The 19,046-nt window shown below is 63.8% G+C and carries 16 protein-coding genes; 9 read left to right on the top strand and 7 right to left on the bottom strand.

The window, feature by feature from the left end:
* Positions 1–74: 74 nt before the first annotated feature.
* The 5 genes from MTHMO_RS04555 to MTHMO_RS04575 form a co-directional block, all read right to left on the bottom strand.
* The gene (locus tag MTHMO_RS04555) at positions 75–527 is read right to left on the bottom strand and encodes a globin domain-containing protein (RefSeq protein WP_202213722.1); all 453 of its coding nucleotides are present in this window, start codon (positions 525–527) and stop codon (positions 75–77) included.
* Positions 524–988: a nitrite reductase (NAD(P)H) small subunit gene (locus tag MTHMO_RS04560; protein WP_202213723.1), complete on the bottom strand. Its 465-nt coding sequence runs from the start codon at positions 986–988 to the stop codon at positions 524–526. Before MTHMO_RS04560 ends, MTHMO_RS04555 begins: the two co-directional genes overlap by 4 nt.
* Complete coding sequence (nirB, locus tag MTHMO_RS04565; RefSeq protein ID WP_202213724.1) at positions 985–3,465, bottom strand: nitrite reductase large subunit NirB; 2,481 nt, start codon at positions 3,463–3,465, stop codon at positions 985–987. Before nirB ends, MTHMO_RS04560 begins: the two co-directional genes overlap by 4 nt.
* On the bottom strand, positions 3,443–5,650 hold the full coding sequence (locus tag MTHMO_RS04570; protein ID WP_202214845.1) for a molybdopterin oxidoreductase family protein: 2,208 nt from the start codon (positions 5,648–5,650) through the stop codon (positions 3,443–3,445). Before MTHMO_RS04570 ends, nirB begins: the two co-directional genes overlap by 23 nt.
* A 195-nt stretch (positions 5,651–5,845) precedes the next feature.
* Entirely contained in the window at positions 5,846–6,892 is a 1,047-nt protein-coding gene (locus MTHMO_RS04575; protein WP_202213725.1) for a CmpA/NrtA family ABC transporter substrate-binding protein, read from the bottom strand.
* 100 nt (positions 6,893–6,992) lie between these two features.
* Between MTHMO_RS04575 and MTHMO_RS04580 the strand changes: the two genes are divergently transcribed.
* Entirely contained in the window at positions 6,993–7,943 is a 951-nt protein-coding gene (locus MTHMO_RS04580) for a LysR family transcriptional regulator (RefSeq protein ID WP_202213726.1), read from the top strand.
* Here MTHMO_RS04580 and MTHMO_RS04585 read toward each other — a convergent pair.
* Positions 7,940–9,028 (bottom strand): hypothetical protein, encoded by a 1,089-nt coding sequence (locus MTHMO_RS04585; protein ID WP_202213727.1) that lies wholly within the window; start codon positions 9,026–9,028, stop codon positions 7,940–7,942. The genes MTHMO_RS04580 and MTHMO_RS04585 overlap by 4 nt on opposite strands.
* Positions 9,029–9,364: 336 nt before the next feature.
* On the opposite strand from MTHMO_RS04585, the gene MTHMO_RS04590 reads away from it, so the two are divergent.
* The 6 genes from MTHMO_RS04590 to MTHMO_RS04610 all read left to right on the top strand — a co-directional run bounded on the left by MTHMO_RS04590 (position 9,365) and on the right by MTHMO_RS04610 (position 16,397).
* Positions 9,365–10,294, top strand: a complete 930-nt coding sequence (locus tag MTHMO_RS04590) for a hypothetical protein (protein ID WP_202213728.1) — start codon at positions 9,365–9,367, stop codon at positions 10,292–10,294.
* On the top strand, positions 10,239–10,895 hold the full coding sequence (locus tag MTHMO_RS04595) for a hypothetical protein (RefSeq protein ID WP_202213729.1): 657 nt from the start codon (positions 10,239–10,241) through the stop codon (positions 10,893–10,895). The genes MTHMO_RS04590 and MTHMO_RS04595 overlap by 56 nt, the downstream gene beginning before the upstream one ends.
* 98 nt (positions 10,896–10,993) lie before the next feature.
* Positions 10,994–12,097: a hypothetical protein gene (locus MTHMO_RS04600; protein WP_202213730.1), complete on the top strand. Its 1,104-nt coding sequence runs from the start codon at positions 10,994–10,996 to the stop codon at positions 12,095–12,097.
* Between the two features lie 172 nt (positions 12,098–12,269).
* A complete protein-coding gene (locus MTHMO_RS11100) occupies positions 12,270–12,404 on the top strand; it encodes a hypothetical protein (RefSeq protein WP_255535342.1) in 135 nt (44 codons plus the stop codon).
* A 770-nt stretch (positions 12,405–13,174) separates the two neighbouring features.
* On the top strand, positions 13,175–14,782 hold the full coding sequence (locus MTHMO_RS04605; protein ID WP_202213731.1) for a tetratricopeptide repeat-containing serine protease family protein: 1,608 nt from the start codon (positions 13,175–13,177) through the stop codon (positions 14,780–14,782).
* Positions 14,783–15,770: 988 nt separating this feature from the next.
* The gene (locus tag MTHMO_RS04610) at positions 15,771–16,397 is read left to right on the top strand and encodes a hypothetical protein (RefSeq protein ID WP_202213732.1); all 627 of its coding nucleotides are present in this window, start codon (positions 15,771–15,773) and stop codon (positions 16,395–16,397) included.
* A 52-nt stretch (positions 16,398–16,449) separates the two neighbouring features.
* Here MTHMO_RS04610 and nifA read toward each other — a convergent pair whose 3' ends face one another.
* Positions 16,450–18,075, bottom strand: a complete 1,626-nt coding sequence (nifA, locus tag MTHMO_RS04615) for a nif-specific transcriptional activator NifA (protein WP_202213733.1) — start codon at positions 18,073–18,075, stop codon at positions 16,450–16,452.
* A gap of 84 nt (positions 18,076–18,159) precedes the next feature.
* Between nifA and erpA the strand changes: the two genes are divergently transcribed.
* Together erpA and MTHMO_RS04625 are read left to right on the top strand one after the other, a co-directional pair.
* Complete coding sequence (gene erpA, locus MTHMO_RS04620; RefSeq protein WP_202213734.1) at positions 18,160–18,561, top strand: iron-sulfur cluster insertion protein ErpA; 402 nt, start codon at positions 18,160–18,162, stop codon at positions 18,559–18,561.
* A gap of 16 nt (positions 18,562–18,577) precedes the next feature.
* Positions 18,578–18,901: an iron-sulfur cluster assembly accessory protein gene (locus MTHMO_RS04625; protein WP_202213735.1), complete on the top strand. Its 324-nt coding sequence runs from the start codon at positions 18,578–18,580 to the stop codon at positions 18,899–18,901.
* The last annotated feature ends 145 nt before the right edge of the window (positions 18,902–19,046 follow it).

Consider the following 19,046-nt stretch of genomic DNA (forward strand, 5'->3'; position numbering starts at 1 on the left):
CCGTGGAGAGAGTGGCCGAATTCTGCCCGAGGAGGCGGATCGAGCAACGTGGCGGTCCCATGGTGCGCAACGGCCTAAGGCACATCGGCCAGGGTGATCGGCACATAGCGATCCGGTTTCATCGCCTCCGACGCGGCTTCGATGCATACGCCGGCGGCCAGGTTGTAGGCGCCGATCCAAGATTCCGCCATTTCCCCAGACCATGCGGGCCCCAGAAAATGCTTGAGCGTGGCCAAAAGGCACTTGCCGACGACCGAATAGTGCTCGGGCCGGACGTCATATCGGATGTGCCTGACGCCCAGATTCCTGAGGTACGGCAAGAGCGCCTCGGTTTTGTCTACGTTGCCGGTGATGAACAGGAGCGACTGGAAGAGCCGCAACTTCTGGTCGGTCATCTCCGCCGGGAAGAGGGAACGGACCTCCGGATAATGAGTGAACATGTAGTCGTAAAAATGCTCCGTGACCGTGGTTCCCAGGCTTTGAAGGGCGGCTCCGCTCTGTTGAATCAATGCGGTGTTGATGCTCATGGTTTCTGTTGTGCCTCTTGCTGTGGTTGATCCTGCAAACCGGCTTCCCAACCGCAGGAGCGCGCCGGGAATCCGGGGCCATCGCCGGTTCTTCCGGGCGCGCAACGCGCGCCGAAGGGCTTTTGAGAAAGTGGAATCTTCGCCAGAATCCGTCCGTCCGAGGATCGGACCTCATACGAGCGGACCGAGAGCGGATGTCCGAGTCCCTCTCCGGTTCGTAGCGAAAAGGCGAAGCCATGGAGCGGGCAGAGCACTTTTTCTCGGTCGAGGATGCCCTCGGAGAGCATTCCCGCCTGGTGGGGACAGACGGCATCGAGAGCCCGGAGTCCTCCCTCACGGAGCCGAAATACCGCAATCCTCCGGCCGCCTGCCTGAAAGCAGCGGCCCTGGCCGACGGGGATCCGGTCGATGCGGCCCAGGTCGAGCCAGACATCTTTCCCCGGAGAAATGGCCTGTGTCATTCCCCCCCCCGTGCGGAGACCGTCGTGACGCTCCGGAACTGGCCCGGTTCGACAGGGTCTTCTCCTTCCTGCCATGGGTCACGATAGGCGGAGACCGCCGCCTCGATTTCGCGATCGAGCTCCGCGGCCCGCCCTTGCGCGTCCTCGACGAGGAGAGAGCGAAGCCGTTCGATTCCAAGTCGCTCGACGAAGGAGTAGCTCCGTTCGGCGTACCGGGCGTTTTCCTGATAGTAGGCAAGAAATCGGCCGACGAGGCGGAGCACCTCCTCCGGCCAAGCGACGGTGGCGAGCAGATCTCCCGCGCGCACGCGGGATCCGGCGGCTCCCCCCACGTAGACTTGCCATCCCGACTCGATGGCGACGACGCCGATGTCCTTCGTGGTCGCCTCCGCGCAATTCCTCGGGCAGCCGCTGACGGCCATCTTCACCTTGGCAGGGGTTTCCAGCCCCTGGAACCGCTTCTCGATGGCGATTCCCAGCGCGGTCGAGTCGCCTAGCCCGAATCGGCAGAAGTCGGTGCCCACGCAAGTCTTGCACGTACGAAAAGCCTTCGTGTACGCATGACCGCTCGGCATTCCGAGATCCCGCCAAACGGCCGGGAGCTGCTCCTTGCTTATTCCCAGCAGGTCGATTCGCTGGCCGCCGGTGATCTTCACCATCCGGACCTTGTATTTCTCCGCAACGTCGGCGATCCGGCGCAGCTCGGCGGGAGACACGATGCCGCCGTAGATGCGCGGCACCACCGAATAGGTGCTGTCCTTCTGGATGTTGGCGTGCACCCGGTCGTTGATGTGCCGGGCATCCCGCTCGTCTTCATACCGGTCCTTCCAGAGGCTTTTTAAGAGGGATGCTAAGCCCGGCTTGCTTGCGGCGTCTTCCCGGCCGCCGGCAAGCTCGCGAAAAACCGCCGAAACCGACCGAAGCTCTTTGCGGCGGATTTCCGCCACCAGCTCGGCCTTGGGGAGGGGCACTCCGGGCACGTAGTAGTGTGCCTTCGGATCTTCTTCCGCCGGTGCGCCCAGGAATTCCTGAAGGAGCTTTTCCACCTCCGTCTTGCAGGAGCCGCAGCCGGTGCCCGCCCGTGTCCTCTCGGAGACCGCCCGGAGGGTGCGGCACCCCGCTGCGACCGCTTGACGAATCTCTTTTCTGCTGACGCTGTTGCAGAAGCAGACCCGTTGCGCTTCGGCGGCTTCCGGGAGAGCCCCCGCGCCCGAGAGAGATCCGAAGAGGATCCCACCGGGGGAAGCGGGAAGGGGGATTTGCAGGTCGAAGAGGCTTAAGAGCTCGGCCGCTTTCGGGTCGTCGCCCAGGATGATGGCTCCCGCGAGCTTTTTCTCTCGAAGAACGATTTTTTTGTAGACCCCGGCGCTCGGCGCGGCATGCTGAAGAATTTCATCGTCCGGGCGCTGCGGCTCTATCTCTCCCATGACGGTCAGATCGATGCCGCCTACTTTCAGGCGAGTCGCAATCCGGGATCCGCGGTAGCGGGCCTGCGGATTTCTTCCTGCGAGGAGATCCGCGAGCGTCTCGGCCTGCTCCCAGGCGGGGGCCACCAGCCCGTAAACCCGGCCCTCATGCTCGGCGCACTCGCCGATTGCGTGGATGCACGGATCGGAAGTGCGCAGCTGGTCGTCCACGACGATTCCCCGCCGCACTCGGAGGCCGCAGTTCTCGGCGAGCGTCACGTCCGGCCGGATGCCCGCGGCCACGATGACGAGGTCGGCCGGAAGGGTCGTTCCATCCGCGAGCCGGATGCCTTCGATCCGGAGGCCGGTGCCTAAGATCGCGCGGGTCTCGGCCTGGAGATGAACGACGATGCCACGCCGCTCCAAGGCGGTTTGGAGGATCGCCGCGGAGGCCGCGTCGAGCTGCTGCTCCATGAGGTGCCTTTGGAGGTGGACGACATGGACCTCCAACCCGTGGGCCGCCAGTCCGCAGGCCGCTTCCAGGCCCAGAAGGCCACCCCCGATCACGACGGCGCGCCGGCAATCTGCGGCCGCCTCCAGGATCCGCCGGCAGTCTTCCACGGTGCGAAAGAGGAAAACACCCGGGCGAAGGCGGCCTTCACCGGCTTGGAGCCCCGCGATCGGAGGGAGCAGCGGCCGGCTGCCGGTCGCCAGGACAAGCTTGTCATACGGCAAGGCGGCGCCGGCTGCATGGACGAGCCGCTTTGTCCGATCGATCCGTTCGGCACGGGTCCCCAGCCGCGTGCGGATGCGATTTGCGCGATACCACTCGGGCGGCTGGAGGAGAATGTCTTCCGGCTTCCGGCTCTTTTGTAGAATGGAGGAGAGCAGGATCCGGTTGTAGGCCGCGGTCGGCTCCTCGCCGATGAGCGTCGTCTCCCAATGGTGGAGTCCGCCGCCCGTTTGCATCTTTTCCAGCAGGCGGGCGGCGGCCATTCCCGCTCCGATCACGACCAGCCGCGGACGTTGCCGACGAGTGCCGGTCGGTTCAGGGATCTTGTTGTTCGTCATGGGCTTTTCCTTTGCTTCCCGGCGTTGCTTCGGAAAGGCTTGCCTTCGTTTCCGAGAGCCCCTCGGTCTCTCGCTCCAGCCGGGCGGAGCAGAGCTTGAACTCGGGCATCCCGGATTCCGGATCCAGGGCCGGGTTCGTGACGCGGTTGACCGAGCCTTCCCCGCCCCAGTGAAAGGGGGCGAAGAGACAGTCGATGCGAAGCTCTTCGGAAATCCGGGCGATCGCCCGCAGGGAGCCGCGGCGAGTCGTTACCCGCACACCATCTCCTGCCTTGATCCGGAGCCCCTTGGCGGTTTCCGGGTGGATCGCCACGGTCGGCTCCGGCTCCATGGCCAGCAGGGTGGGAGACCTCCTCGTCTGGGTTCCCGATTGGTAATGGACGAGGAGGCGCCCGGTGATGAGCCAGAGGGGAAAATCCGAGTCGGGCAACTCGGCGGGGAACGACTCCTCGATCGGATGGAATCGCGCCTTGCCGTTCCCGGTGGCGAACCGGTCCAGGAAGAGCCGGGGCGTGCCCGGATGGTCCGCCCCGGGGCAAGGCCAGAAGATCCCCTCTCCCTCGCGCAGCCGGGCATAGGAGATCCCCGAGTAGTCGGCGGCTCCGCCCGCGCTCGCCCGGCGGAGTTCGTCAAAGACCCGAGGCGACTCCGCCGGAAAGGCTTGCCCGCACCCCAAGCGGCAGGCCAGCCCGTGAAGGATTTGCAGGTCGGTCCGTACCCCGGGCGGCGGGGGCAGGGCCCGCTCGCGAAGGAGGACCCGGCCTTCGAGGTTCGTAACGGTCCCCTCTTCTTCGGCCCACTGGGCCGCGGGCAGGACTACGTCGGCCAGAGCGGCCGTTTCGGATAGGAAGAAATCGGAGACGACGAGAAAGTCGAGCCGTTCGAGCCGCTCGATTACCTCGAGGCTCTTCGGCGCGGAGACGGCGGGGTTGGCGCCCATCACGAAGAGGCCCCGGAGCCCGCCGGCCTCCCCGCAGCTCCGTAGGAGAGGATCGGCAGTCGGCCCGGATCCGGGCAGGTCGGCGTCCGCAACCTTCCAGAACCGGCACAGGCGGGCCCGGTCCGCCGCCGCCTCGATGCTGCGGTAGCCGGGCAGCTGGTCGGCCTTCTGTCCGTGCTCTCGTCCTCCCTGGCCGTTGCCTTGGCCCGTGAGCGAGCCGAAGCCGCAGAAGGGCTTCCCCACCTTACCGAGAGCCAGGCAGAGGTTGATCCACGCCAAGAGATTGCCGACCGAGCGGCTTTGCTGCTCCTGCCCGCGGCCCGAGAGGACAATCAGGGTTTCGGCGTTGCCCAGAAGCGCGGCCGTCTCCCGAAGCTGCCAGGAAGAGAGGCCGGTCAGGCGGGCCGCGCGTTCCGGCCAGAATGCCACGGCTTGCCTCCGCACCTCCTCGAAGCCGGTTGTCCTCCTCTCCACGAACTCCGTGTCGACCCGGCCCTGCGCGATGATCAGGTGCAGGAGGCCGAGTGCCAGGGCCGCGTCGCTCCCCGGCCGGAGAGCAAGATGGAGATCCGCCCGCCGCGCTGTCGGCGTGGCGCGCGGGTCGATGACGACGAGCCTCCCTCCCCGGCGCCGCTGCTCCTCGAAATACTGCTGGAGCGGAGGCATGGTTTCCGCGATGTTCGCCCCCACAAGAACGAGGACCTGAGCCTGCGCGATGTCGGCGATCGGGAAAGGGAGCCCGCGGTCGAGGCCGAATGCTTTTTTAAGGGCGACAGCGGCCGAAGCCATGCAAAAGCGGCCGTTGTAGTCGATGGAGCGGGTTTTCAAAGCGACCCGGGCGAACTTTCCCAGGAGGTAGGCTTTCTCGTTGGTTAGGCTTCCCCCGCCGAATAAGCCGAAGGCGTCGCGGCCGCAGTCGGACTGGATGCGCCGAATCGCCGATGCGATTCGATCCAATGCTTCATCCCATGGCGCAGGGCGGAGCCTAGCCCCCTTGCCGTCGCGGAGGAGCGGGGTGAGCAGCCGATCCGGGTGGTGCAGCGGCTCGGCAGCCGCCCACCCTTTGGGGCACAAGATCCCGCGGTTGGTCGGAAAGGGCCTCGCCCGCACAAGAACACGCGGGGAGGCCACGCGGACCTCGATCGCGCACTGGAGAGCACAATACGGGCAGTGGGTCCCGCGGCTCTCGGCGGGCCAACCCGCTTGGGCGTCCGCCGCAGCGGATTCCGTTCCAGGCTTCTGCATAACTTTAAAAAGCAGGCGCCGTGCCACGCCATTACCTGGAAACGATGCGTTTAATCTATTATTAACATAAAAAACATGTGTAAAACGCATCAATAGATCGCCGGACGGTCCGCGCACGACGACCGGGTTTCGATCCGGAGAGAAGGTCGGAGGAGAAAAAGGTTCTTTTCCGAAGCCCGACCTTGTTCGGCCGGGTTAGGCCCCGGCGGGAACGATGCGTAACCTCGCCCTCCGCGCGGCGGCGAGGTAGGCCTCCCGGCAAAAGACAGGCGAAGGACGGGTTGCGGTCGGCGGGACCACCCCCGCCTCCCGGAGATTCCGCCAGACCCAATCCTCCTGCCCGGGATTCGGGTCATTGACGGCCGGCCCCGAAAAGATCACAAAGCGCCTTCCCGCGAGAAGGCCGGCAGGGGCGGGAAAGGGTCCGCATAAGCTGAGCGCCACCCAGTCTTTGGGCAGGCCGAGCCAACGCCGGCTTGCGAGCAGGTCGGCCAAGGCGAGGCGATTTTCGGCCAGATCGCACCAGGCGCAGGCTTCGAGCAGCGATTCGATCAGGGCCGCGTGTGCCTCCGGTTCGCGGCCCGCAAAGTCGGGGTGGACCAGAAGAACCTTCTCCGGATGGTTCGGCTCCAGATCGGCGCTCGTGGCGACGCAGGAGCCGAAGCCTTCGACGAGCGCCGCGGATCCCCACGGTTCCCCCACGCAATACCCGTCCAGGTAGCCTTCCTTTAGGTGCACGGCCATCTGCGCAGGGGGCAGCACGGGGATGTAGACATCCCGGTCAGGATCGATCGCCCCGCGGCGAAGCCAGGAGCGCAGCAGAAAATGGTGAGCCGAAAAGCGGGATACAACCGCCAGCACCGGCTTTCGACCGGCCCGCGCTGCGAAAAGCCGCAAGGAGCGGGGATCGCGCACGCCGTCCGCCCAGAGGGATTTGGCTAGGATGAGGACGTTTCCCTGCTGGTTGAGGACGAGGCTGACCGAAACCGGAGAGGGGATGCAGCCGATTCCGAGAAGGGCGGAATACGGCAGACCGCAGACCGCATGGGCCGCATCGAGTTCCCGGTAAATGATCTTGTCGCGGATCGTGGCCCAACCCGGCTGCGGATCGATCCGAACCCGCAGCCCTCTCCGGGCGAAGATGCCCATCTCCTCGGCGACGGCGAAAGGGGCGGCATCGACCAGCGGGACGAAACCGATGCGTACGGTCCGGCTGCCGGCGGCGCAGCGAGGTGCGGTCATGCGGCTTGCTTCCGGGGAAGCAGGGACCATGCCAAAGCACCCCGGGGTTGCATCTGCCGAATTGCGCAAAAAACATCGCTGCCATAAGCAATAAGCATCGATGGAGGCTGATATCGATTGGCGGCAGTTGCGTGCTTTTATCGCTGTCGCGGAGAGCGGAAGCTTCACGCAAGCCGGCCGGCGAATTCGCCTGAGCCAGCCGGCGGTCAGCCGGGCGGTCGCCGCGCTCGAAAAGCAGCTCGGCGTGCCGCTCCTGGAGCGAGTCGGAAGGCGCGCCTCGCTTACCGGCGCGGGGCAAAAGCTGCTCGCTCGCGGTCGACGCCTTCTGGCGGAGACCGCCGCTCTCCGCGAGGAACTCCAGGCGTCGGAACGGCTGGGAGCCGGATCCCTGCGGCTCGCCGCCGATCCGAACGCTTGCCAATTTCTCCTCCCGGCGGTGCTGCGGGAGTTCAAGGAGAGCTTTCCGGCCTGCGGGTGGACGATCACCCCGGCAAGCTCGCTGGCGGCCGTCGATTTCCTCCGGGAGAAGAGTGCCGATGTAGCGATGGTGACCCGTCCGCTGCGGCTCCCCGCCTCCGTCCGCTTCGAACGGCTTTTCGAAGAAGAGCTCGTCTTCGCCGTGTCCCGCTCTCACCCCTGGAGCCTCAATCGGAGGGCGCCTCCGGGCGACCTCGAGAGGTATGCCTTCCTTCTGCCGGAAAAGGGGAGCGAAAGCTATGAGCTCATCGAACGCTACTTCGCCAAGAGGGGCAGGCGCCTGAAGATCTTGGCCGAGCTGGGAAGCGTCGAGGCGATTCGCGTCATGGCGGCCTACGGCCTCGGAGTCGGCATCCTGCCTCGCTGGTCGATTCCGGGCACGGCCGAGGAGGAGAAGCTTGTCGCGATCCCCTTGGGGCGGAACCCGCTCCGCCGGAGTTGGGGCCTTCTCACGCTGAAAGGGAGGCATCCCGGCTTGGCCGAGCGCGCCTTTCTCGAGCTCTGCCGCTCGATTGTTCCGCAGCTCATCCGGGAAAAGGCGAGAGGAGGCCCGTCCGCCTCCGACGGGGACTAGCGGCACTCCGAGCGGTGCTCCCGTGAGGGAGAAACCGAGCGGCGCTCCCGAATGTTGCTCTTCGGCGGCTCGATGTAGGGCAGCAGCGTTCCGTCGTCAATCTGGGGCCGAATGTCCGGGCAAATCCAGGGGTAGGCGCTCAGCACGAGGGCATCGGGCTTTTCGAGGACGACATAGGCCGACCCTACCCAGGTGCGTTCTTTAGAGCCCGTCACCTTAATCCCGGCGCAATCGGGAATGTCCACCGGTTCATTCAGCAGGACTTCCACGCACGGCTTCCGGCCCCCGAACGGCCGGTTAACCATTGGATAGATGTAAAACACATATAGCAAGAAGGCGGGAGCGACGAAAATGAGCGCCGGCATTGCGACACGCAACCACAAAAAACGATCCCAGTTCGTCAGCCGGCTGAACCATGCCGCCAGAAAGAAAAGAATTCCGGCCAACACAGAAAGAATGACGATGGCCAGCGAAATGGACCAAGGAGCGGGCGGAGCCCAATACAGCATCGCCAATCCTCCCAGCCACACAATCCAAGCAAGCACCGCTCCAAGGCGCAGAGCCCATAGCACGAGTTGATGCTGTGGGTCTTCGGGACGGCGCATCGGATCCCATGCGAAGGAGCTCACCACCAGCCCCGAGCCGATCGCGCCCACCCCAACCCAACCAATGCAGATGGCAAACATGGAACTGGTAGGGGTATGGCAAGGTAGCCAGTAAAGTGAAGCGGCCCATAGCCATAGCAACAATAGAGAGAATCCCAAAAACATGGTCGAGTAGGGTAGCGAAAGGAGCACGTGGAGACGGGGAGAGGAGGGCAAGCGGAGCCCCATTCGCCTCAGCCATTCGATGAAGGGAGGGAGCGTTCCAGCAAAGAGAAAAAATCCAAACGCGGTGGATGCGGCTAAAAAACCGAGCTCGAAGAAGCCGATGGCCAGATAGTCAGCCTTCGCCAGCTCGACGGGAGCCAAACCATAGGAACCCAGATCGAGCGAAACCGAGAGAAAGCCCAGGACGTAGCTGACCCCGACCGCAAGCGCAACAAATTGGGACGCCTGCGTCAGGAACTGCGTCACCCTATCCATCGGCGCGCGCTCCTATTCCAGCCTGGAGTGTTCGGCCGGAACCGGATACACCCGGAAACTTCCGCCCGGGAATTCGGGGATCTCGCCGCACAGATTGAGGTATGCCATGACCAGGACCCCGGGCAATCGGAATTGCGGAAGGCGGCGGTAAGAGTCAATCCTTTTTCGGCCGACCGGAGGAGAGCCGATCCTTCGAGCCCGGGCGAAGCCTGCGGGGAACCCTCCGAGCGAAACGTTCGTATCGGGACGCCGTCCCGACGGAAGCGAAGCAATGTTGTTGCCGGACGGGCAGGCTTCGTGGCAAAAGCGGTGCAATCTTGTAACGGGTAAGAAAAAATGGACTCGACGAGGACCAGCTGCTACCAAACCCAAGCCGCGCTGCGGCTCATATGTCTATTTCTTGTCCTAGTTCTGGGCGAGTTCCGGTTGCGGGCCGAGGGCCAGGCGGAAGGAGCTTCTCCCAAGGCCGACTTGGCCGCGCTCGTCCAAAAGCGGACGCTGAGCAACGAGGAGCTTTTATCCCTGGTGAAGACGATCGCCACCTGGCCATTGCCGGAGTTTAACAAGCTCCCCGGAGCCTTTAACGTGCCCTTTACCGGAGGCTTGCAGGGCCAATATCCCGCAGAACTTTTCAACCTTCACTGGGGCGCGCCCTATTATTGCCAAGAACATGCTTCGATGTGGTTCGATCGGCCGTCCGTGCTCGTCGAGCCGCCACGCCCGGCTGAGGCTGCGCCTCTGTTTCCTATGGATGGACCTCTGTCCGCTGGCCTGGTGCTTGGCCGCCGTTTCGAGGCAGCCGTGGACGATCCCGATTCGGATCGCAAGGGAGCGGTTCTTGAAATCATCATTTACACTGACTGGAGTCTTTGGAAGGATAGCCGGGGCCGCTTGGTCTTTACACGGGTCAATCTCGCCTTCCGGAAGGGCCGGGTGTCGCTGCGGGAAGCCGACGTCATCCGTGCTTGGGGGAAGCCGTCCAGTTCGCAGCTTGAGAGCCACGAGGACACATGGGATCGGAATGTCCCCTATTCGGAAGTTGAATATGATCCTTCTCCGGGCAGTTCGGATACCGGGACAAAGTTTTGCTTCTACACGGCGTCGAGCGAGGAGGTGCCGCTCGAAGTGGAAATTCTGTTCCGCTTCCGCCAGCCGAAGCCGCCGGAGGAGCTAAGAAGAAGCCATTTTCCACCAAGGAGAAGCGATCCCCATGAACTCCCGAGCAGCGGTCCAGCCGCCTCCCGCAGCCCCTCCCCGGCTCCCTGATCCCACCAACACCCTCATCGTCGCGTGCGGAGAGGAGCACGCATGGATCGGCAGTTTTGACTACGAGGAGCTTTGCCATGTTGTAAACGACGCGACGGATTGCGGCTTCCGCGATCTTGCTCTCGAGCTGCCCCGGGATTGGCAACCCTTGGTGAACGAGTTTCTTCGCGACGCGGAAGCCGATGTGCGGAAGTGGCGGCGGACGCAAGGACCCGACGCCACCTCGGAAGACGCTTGGGTCAACGTCGGCATACGGAAGTCATTAAAAAAGTCCTGGGACGCGACGTGGAAAAAACTGAGAGAAAACGGCTGCTATGTTCCGTCTGATGTCGCGACGGAGGTCGAATCGGGCAAGATCCTTGGGATGGTAGCCTGCGTCAATGGATTGCATCCCGAAGCGCGGATGCGGGTCCATTGCGTCGATCTTCCAAGCGAAGAGTGGCGGAAGGCGATCCGCGAGGGAGATCTCTTTTTGGGAGTCGCTCTTCCGCAAAGCTGCCAGAGGGAGATCGATGGATACCTCGCGCACGGGGAAACTCTGGCTCGGCAGGGGAAAAGGCTTTCTTCTCAAGCTGAGAAGAAGTTCGGGGAGGCGTTCTAGCCAAGCTACAGGCCGCAAATCGGGAATTTGGACGGAGCCCGGAGCAACGCGCGGCTTTTTGGGCTCAAATGAAGACTCTCTGCGAGGGCCCCCCCGGGATGGACTGGCGAGGACTGAATAGCTTAGCCCGGGCTTGGGCCTTGCATCCGGTGGAAAAGCCGCAGGTGCGGACCCTTCCTCTGGACGACCGGACCTATTGGCAGGAAGTCAGAAAGCCGATGCCCGAGCTCTTGCCGACGTCGGAAGTGACCGCGCGGTTCGTCGACGGTCGCACCGAGCGGATGGCGGCCCGCATGGCGGAGATCGCTCAATCGGTCCTACGGGAGGAGCCGGTCTGCCAAATGATCGCTTGGGCGGGCAAGCTTCATGTGGACCCGAATCTTCGGAGGGCCTCGCCTTACGATCCGCAAACGCTCCGGCGAACTCTGGGAAGCGAGCTCGCGGGACGGGCGGATACGCCGGCCTATGTTTGCGGTCAGAAGGGAGAAACGCTTTACGATCTCATCTGGCGAAAAGGAGAAGAATTTCAAAGGCGGGCCGAGGAGCGGGAGCGGGGGCGCTCCCAACCCGAGCGGAAGGCGCCTCCGAGGGAGTCCTCCGCCGGCGACAGGAAGCTGCCGCCGGTGCGGGTGTGCGCGCAAACGGTTCAGGATTTCGCGGCTCGGTTCCGGGGGGTCGCCGAAGCGATGGAGGCCGCCCGGGGCAGGGCGACCACGCCCGAGGAGTGGGCGGAAGCCCGGAGCAGGAAGCCGCGCCAGGGGCTGACGCCCGGTCAAAGGCTCTTTCTGGTCACGGCGCGGCAGCGGAATGCGTGGGAGCATCCTCCGGATCTTGCCCGGCAGCCGATCGGGGTGCTCCGGGGAGCAGCCAATGCGGAGGTCGCGGCGGCTGCGGCCCGTTTGCAGGAAGTTCCAGGGAGGCCTGCTGTTTCCCGCGGGTTGGTGCTCGCCAAAGCCGATCCCGAGCGGAAGGAAAGGCAGGCGCAAGCGTTGGGCCGCCTGTCGGGAGTGTCGCGGGACGGCGTGGACGCGCGGGAAGGCGGCCGGCGGGAGGATCCGATTTGGCGGGAGGCGATCCTCTCCAGGATTCCCGAGCTCAAGCATCCAGCGGAGTTGTCCTCGGAGAAGCTGACTCCGATTGATTACAGTAAAACGAATTGGCGGGTCGATCGCTGCCGGCAAGCGGCTCGCGAAGGGCGGTAAGCGGATCGCCTCCTCGTTGCCTCGGGACCGGAGTATGGCCGAACCGGAAGGAACATGCATCGCCGCAGGCGTGCGTCTTGATCCTGCCAAGATAGCTTGCGCAGGCATCCTTTGGCGGGTGCCTCCTCCCTATCGTTCTTGCTCTCGGTAGCCTTGGCATACTCCGTTTCCGGTGAGCTCCGAAGCGCTCCCGGTCCAACTGGACTCGGCAAAACGGTACTACACCCTCTCTCTGGCGGGACCCGCTGCTCCGGGCGAGGGGGCGCAGCCCTACGTCCGTTATCCGGCGGAATGGCGCTTTCAATAACGGCCATTTCTCACAAATTTCGTAGCCGAGGCGCCGCAAATGGGCTTGGGTGCGAGGCGGGCGCAGGTTTTCCACCGGAGCTGTATGAAGACATACTGCGAGGATGGCCAAAAACCCAAGCGAGAGCGAAGCAGACGAGCCCGTTTTGCAAGCCGTAGGAGAAAGCTTGTGAGAAATGGCCGTTAAGGGCTCCAGCTTACGTTTCGAGACCGAGAACGACGAAGTCGCTTATCTTCCTTACCTGGAATACCGCGCTTGGGTCGGCGGCATCCCGCTCCCGGGGCAAAAGATCGGCAATCGGTATTTCTTCCGCATCGTCCTGCGGCGCCGGCAAACCGCCACGGTCCAGGTCTCTTCGCCTCCGCGTGTCCTGCCGATCGGCCCCGCCCGAAAGACCGACGAGTTTGAGGATCGTATCGAGTGGCGCGGCTGGAGGCCGCCCATCGAGGATTTTGGGATCGTCGTCGACCTAGGTGGCATCTTTGCCGTCTACCGGAAACAAGCGCCCGCTCCCGGTCTCTCCTTTCCGCAATTTCTTGCAAACCGGATCGTCCAAATTTCACCGGGCGGCTACCGGCAGGGCGCGGGCAAGAAGACCGGTCGTGCGATCTTCCCCTCTCGGCGACGCAACCCGGGACGAACAGCGCGGAGGCGTTCTGTCGCTGCTTTACACCCGGGCCGTGAAGACGATCTCCAACTTTTTCTTTTCTGTGGTAAGACTACGCGCCAGAATCTCCGGCTGGAGAACTCTCGCGTACGGGAGGAAACCGATGAAGCGCGCGCTCCGGCTCATCTGCGGTGGGTTCTTGCTCCTGCTGCTGCCTTCCGCGCGCGCTTGGGCCGCCAGCGCCACCGAAGTCTTCGCGCGGGTCTCTCCCAGTGTGGTGGTGGTATTGAGTCTGGACAGCGCCGGCAAGCCGCTGGCACAGGGCAGCGGGGTGGTGATCCGGAGCGGTGTGGTGGCGACCAACTGCCACGTCATCCAGGAAGGCAGCAGCTACACGGTGCGCGTCGACGGTCAGGATTACCCCGCGCGCCTGCGGGCCACCGACTGGCGGCATGATGTGTGCAGCCTGGATGCTCCCAATCTTTCGGCGCCGCCGGTTGTGCTCGGCGACACGGCATCGCTCAAGGTCGGAGCCACGGTTTACGCGATTGGCGCGCCGGAGGGATTGGAACTGTCGCTGTCGCAAGGAATCGTCTCCAGTCTGCGTCATGTAGGGGACGGCCGCTACATCCAGACCACCGCCGCGATCTCTCCGGGCTCCAGCGGTGGCGGCCTCTTCGACGATCAGGGGAAGTTGCTGGGCCTGACCAGCTTTGGCGTCAAAGGCGGCCAGCAGCTCAACTTCGCGTTGCCGGTGGAATGGATCAAGATGCTGCCGCAGCATGCGGCTCGGTTGTCGCGACGGGGCGAGAGCGAGGTCGCTTGGATCGGTCGCGCCGCTGTGCTGGAGGCTAGGAATGACTGGGGCGGTCTTCTATCGGTTTCCCAAGCCTGGGTGAAGGAGCAGCCCGAGAGCGCGCTCGCCTGGTATGCTCTGGGTGAAGCTTACGAGGCTGCCGGCCGGTATGCGGAGGCGCTCGAGGCCTGGCGTCAGTCGGTGAAGATCGATCCGCGAGATGCGCAGGCTTGGTTCCACCTGGGGAATGTGTGCTTTAAGACCGGTCAGTACGCCGACGCGATTGCCGCGTGGCGGCAGACGTTGCAGCGTAATCCGCAGGAAGTGCATGCTTTGTACAACCTGGGCAGCGCCTACCACAAGACTCACCAGTACGCCGAGGCGATTGCGACCTGCCGTCAGTTGTTAAAGATCGACCCGCAGCAAACGGCGGCTTGGTGGCTCTTGGGAAATGCCTACGATGATGCCGGCCAGCGTACGGAGGCGGTTGAAGCCTACCGCGAGGGGTTGAAGATCGACCCGCACGATGCGATCGGTTGGTATAACTTGGGCGTGTGTTACTGGAACGCTCATCGGTATGCGGAGGCGATCGATGCCTCCCGGGAGGCGGTGAAACTCGACCCACAAAATGCGAGCGCTTGGTCCAACCTGGGAAATGCCTACGAGGGTGCCGGTCGGTATGCGGAGGCGATCGAGGCCCTCGGCCAGGCACTGAAGATCGACCCGGGGCATTGGATCGCTTGGGGCAATCTGGGATGTACCTATTTGCACACCGGCCGGTATGCGGAGGCGATCGAGGCCCTCAACCAGGCAGCGAAGATCAACCCGCAGTCCGCGTCGATTTGGTACAACCTGGGAGTCGCCTACAAGCTATCTGGCAAAAATGACCAGGCGATCGAGGTCTATCAAAAACTGAAGCCGGTGGCACCGGAACTGGCCAACGAGCTTGCCAAGCTTCTGAACGTGCCGCGCTGATCCGGGGACGAAAGCGAGGAGCTTGAAAAGTCTTGAACATGGGGTGCTCTGGGTTGATGCCGCTGCTGATTTAACGGCCATTTCTCACAAGCTTTCTCCTACGGCTTGCAAAACGGGCTCGTCTGCTTCGCTCCCGCTTGGTTTTCCATCCTCGCAGTATGTCTTCATACAGCTCCGGTGGAAAACCTGCGCCCGCCTCGCACCCAAGCCCATTTGCGGCGCCTCGGCTACGAAATGTGTGAGAAATGGCCGTTAAAAGTGATTTACTTGCGTTTTGAAGATTGACCAGTGGACTCAAGAGCACGGGAGCGGCCCGAAGCCGTGGAGGACGAGGGTTGTTCCGGCGGCGGTAGTCCGGGCAGCGAGACCGCTGCCACGGGCGGATAGGGTCCAGCCGCCATGGCTGGAAGCAACTCCCCCGAGGTTGTCCCCATCGCCGGACACAATCCGGAGCCGGCGTCTCTTTTCCTGCTTTCCGACCCCGGAACGGACGGCCAACCTTTCGATAGACGAAACTTCCACACGGCCGGAAGGCCAAGGCGGCGGCAAGAGTCAATCCTTTTTCGGCCGACCGGAGGAGAGCCGATCCTTCGAGCCCGGGCGAAGCCTGCGGGGAACCCTCCGAGCGAAACGTTCGTATCGGGACGCCGTCCCGACGGAAGCGAAGCAATGTTGTTGCCGGACGGGCAGGCTTCGTGGCAAAAGCGGCGCCATCATTGGAGCGGGTAAGACCGAGGCCCTGGAACAGGGCGAGGCGCCGCGGAACGCAAGCGGATCGCAAGGGGCGGCAGGCGGATCGCCTCCTCGAATCCATTGGAAACGGAGCATGGCCGAACCGAACGCAACCAGCATGGCCCCGGGCGCGCGCCGGGATGCTCTCCGGATTCCTTGCCCAGGCTTTCTTCGGGGGCACGCGCTCCCGATCGTTGTTGCGCTAGCCGGCCTAGCGGCTTTTCTCCCGGCGGCCTCGAAGGCGATCCCGGTCCAATTGGTCTCCGCAAAACGGTATTACACCCTCTCTCTGGCGGGACCCGCTGCTCCGGGGCAGGAGTCCCGGCCCTACGTCCGTTATCAGGCGGAATGGCGGTTGGTGAACAAAGGCTCCGGTTCGAGCTTCGAGATCGAAAACGACGAACTTGCTTATCTTCCGTACTTGGAATACCGCGCTTGGGTCGACGGCGTCCCGCTCCCGGTGCAAAAGATCGGCAATCGGTATTTCTTCCGCATCTACCTGCGGCGCCGGCAAACCGCCACGGTCCAGGTCTCCTCGCTCCAGCGCGTCCTGCCGATCGATCCCGCCAGAAAGATCGACGAGTTTGAGGATCTTATCGAGTGGCGCGGGTGGATGCCGCCCATCGAGGACTATTGGGTCGTCGTCGACTTGGGCGGCATCTACACCGCCTACCGGCAACAAGTGCCCGCCTTCGGACTCGGCGGGAACGGGCCCGCTCCCGGTCTCTCCTTTCCGCAATTTCTTGCGAACCGGATCGTCCAAATTTCACCGGGCGGCTATCAGCAGGGCGCGGGCAACAAGATCTGGTGGCACGAGCAAAATGTTTGGAAGCCGCAGGAGTATTTCACGCTGCGCGTCCGGTGGCAGGCCTGGTATCGGTAGGCTCGGGGCCGGAATGGGCATAGCCTGTAGGCCGGGCGGGATCCGGAGAGGATCAAAACTTCTTGATCGGGATGCCGTACTTGCGCAGGGCGTAGCCCAGCTGGCGGGGGGTGAGGTGGAGCATCCGGGCCGCCTTGGCTTGGACCCAGCCGCACCGTTCCATCGCTTCGATCAGCTGTTCGCGTGCTCCGGAGGGCGAGCGAACCAAGTTGGGTTTCCCTAGGCCGTTCGTCGGCACCGGCGGCGGCTCGGCGACGATCGGAGTTGGAAGCGGGGTAAGCTCGCGCTTCCACAGAAGGGAGGAGAGGCACTGGCCGGTTTGGCAGGCGATGTGGGTCTCCGCGATCCGGCCGGCGCCTCCGGCGGCGTTGGCGGCGCGCTCCAGGCAGTTTTGGAGCTCCCGGACATTGCCCGGCCACTGGCACCGGACGAGAACCTCCAACGCGGGGCTGGAAATCGAAAGCCGACGGCCGAACTCCTCGCTCATCTTGTTGAGGAAATGCTCGACGAGGAGGGGGATGTCCTCGGTCCTCTCCCGCAAGGGGGGCAAAAAGAGGCTGACCACGTTGATCCGGTAGTAGAGGTCGGCGCGGAATTCCCCCTTGAGCACGGCCTCCTCGAGATTCCGGTTGGTCGCGCTGATGAGGCGGACGTCGACGCGGATGGTCCGGGTTCCGCCCAGCCGCTCGAATTCCCGTTCCTGGAGGACGCGCAGAAGCTTAACCTGCACCGCCGGAGAGATGTCCCCGATCTCGTCGAGAAAGAGAGTTCCGCCGTGGGCCAGCTCGAAGCGACCCTTCCGCTCTTGGAGCGCTCCGGTGAAAGCCCCTTTCTCGTGTCCGAAAAGCTCCGACTCGAGCAGAGATTCGGGCAGGGCGGCGCAATTGAGCTTGATGAACGGACCGTTCTTCCGCGGGCTTAAAAAATGAATGGCGCGGGCGATCGCTTCTTTTCCCGTTCCGCTCTCGCCGCGGAGGAGAACCGTGGAGCGGCCGGGGGCGACTTGATGGGTGAGCGCGATCACCTCCTGCATCCGCTTGCTCTGACCGACGACATTCTCGATCCGGTGCTTGGTCGCCAGCTCGGTCCGGAGGCGGTCTCGTTCCGCGACCAGGCGGCGCTGCTCTTCGGCTACCTTGTTGCGGAAGCGGATCGCCTGGCCCATCAGGTTGGCGACGAGTTGGAGCAGCCGCATGTCCTTGTCGAGCTGGGCGGAAGGTCCGGCCGATCGCCGCTCGAAGATCAGCACCCCGAGGCACTCGCGATCATGGAGGATCGGGATGGCCAGGAAGGACATCGGGGTTCCCTTCCGGCGCGGGAAGCCGACGAGGTAGCTCGCCAGCAAGGGCTCCTGGCTTTCATCGGGGACCGCCGTCGGGAACCCGGTCTTTTGAATGTAGCGGACGACCGATCCCGCTCCGGCCATCCGGTCGGGTCCGAGTTGCTCTTGAGGGAAGCCGAACCAGGCGACGGCACGCGCCGCCTCGTCCCGTCCCAGGACGACCATGCCCCGCTCCATTGCGAGGTTGGCGGCCAAAAGCTTGAGGATGCCGCGGAACGCCGGCTCCAAATCGAGGGAGGAGTTGAGGAGCTTGCCGATCTCGTAAATCGTCGTGAACTCGGGGTTGAACGGCTGCCGCGCCTTCCGGCTCTGATCAGCGATCGAGGAATCGATCATCCTGAGTGAAGGAAAGCAGATTCCTTGCCAACTTTCCGCGCGAGCCGCCGTCTTCCTGGCACGCAATATGCTTGGCGGAAGCGTATGGAGGCAAGCACGACGGCAGGGAAAGACAGGCTGGGGCCGGAAGCGGAGGTTGTCCCCGCGGTCACGCTGACGGCGGACGCGGCGGAGAAGATCCGGGCCCTTCTCGAGGAAGATGGGCGGACCGACCTCAAGCTTCGCGTCTATGTCACGGGCGGGGGATGCGCCGGTTTCCAGTACAATTTCGCCTTCGACGAAAAGCGGGAGGAGGACGACTTCGCCGTGGAGTGGGGCGGGGTGACCGTGGTGATCGATCCGCGGAGCCTTCCTTTCCTGGCGGGAGCGCAAATCCGGTACGAAGAGGACTTGAGCGGCGCCCGTTTCGTGGTGGTCAATCCGAACGCGGCTTCCACCTGCAGCTGCGGATCCTCGTTTTCGACCTGTTCCCAATCGGAGGGATGACCGGAGGCGGCACGCCATGGCGATTGAGCTGACACCTGCGGCGGCTGACCGCCTCCGCTCTTTTCTCAAGGGCAAGTCGGAGGAAACCGCTTTCCGGGTCGGGGTCACCCGCTCCGGTTGTGCCGGTTGGAGCTACCGGCTGGAGAAGGCGGAATCCATTTCATCGGAAGACCGGATTTTCGAAAGCCGGGGCTTGCGCCTCGTGGTCGACCCCGAGAGCCTCCCGCTGATCGACGGTCTTCTTTTGGACTATGTCCGCAAGCCGTTCTCCGAGGGGTTTGCGTTCCACAACCCGAAGGCAAAGAGCGAGTGCGGCTGCGGCCAGAGCTTCAGCGCATGAGCCGGCTCCGCCCCGTAGGGCGCCGGCTATCCTTCCCTGTTTGGCCCGTTAACGCTTTTCCCGGCGGATTGCGCCGTCTCCGCTTTTGTGTCTGTCCGCGTGCTGTGGGGAAGCAAACAAAAGAAAACAACGTGCTGTCGCGGTT

It is taken from the genome of Methylacidimicrobium sp. AP8, assembly GCF_903064525.1.
Classification (GTDB): domain Bacteria; phylum Verrucomicrobiota; class Verrucomicrobiia; order Methylacidiphilales; family Methylacidiphilaceae; genus Methylacidimicrobium.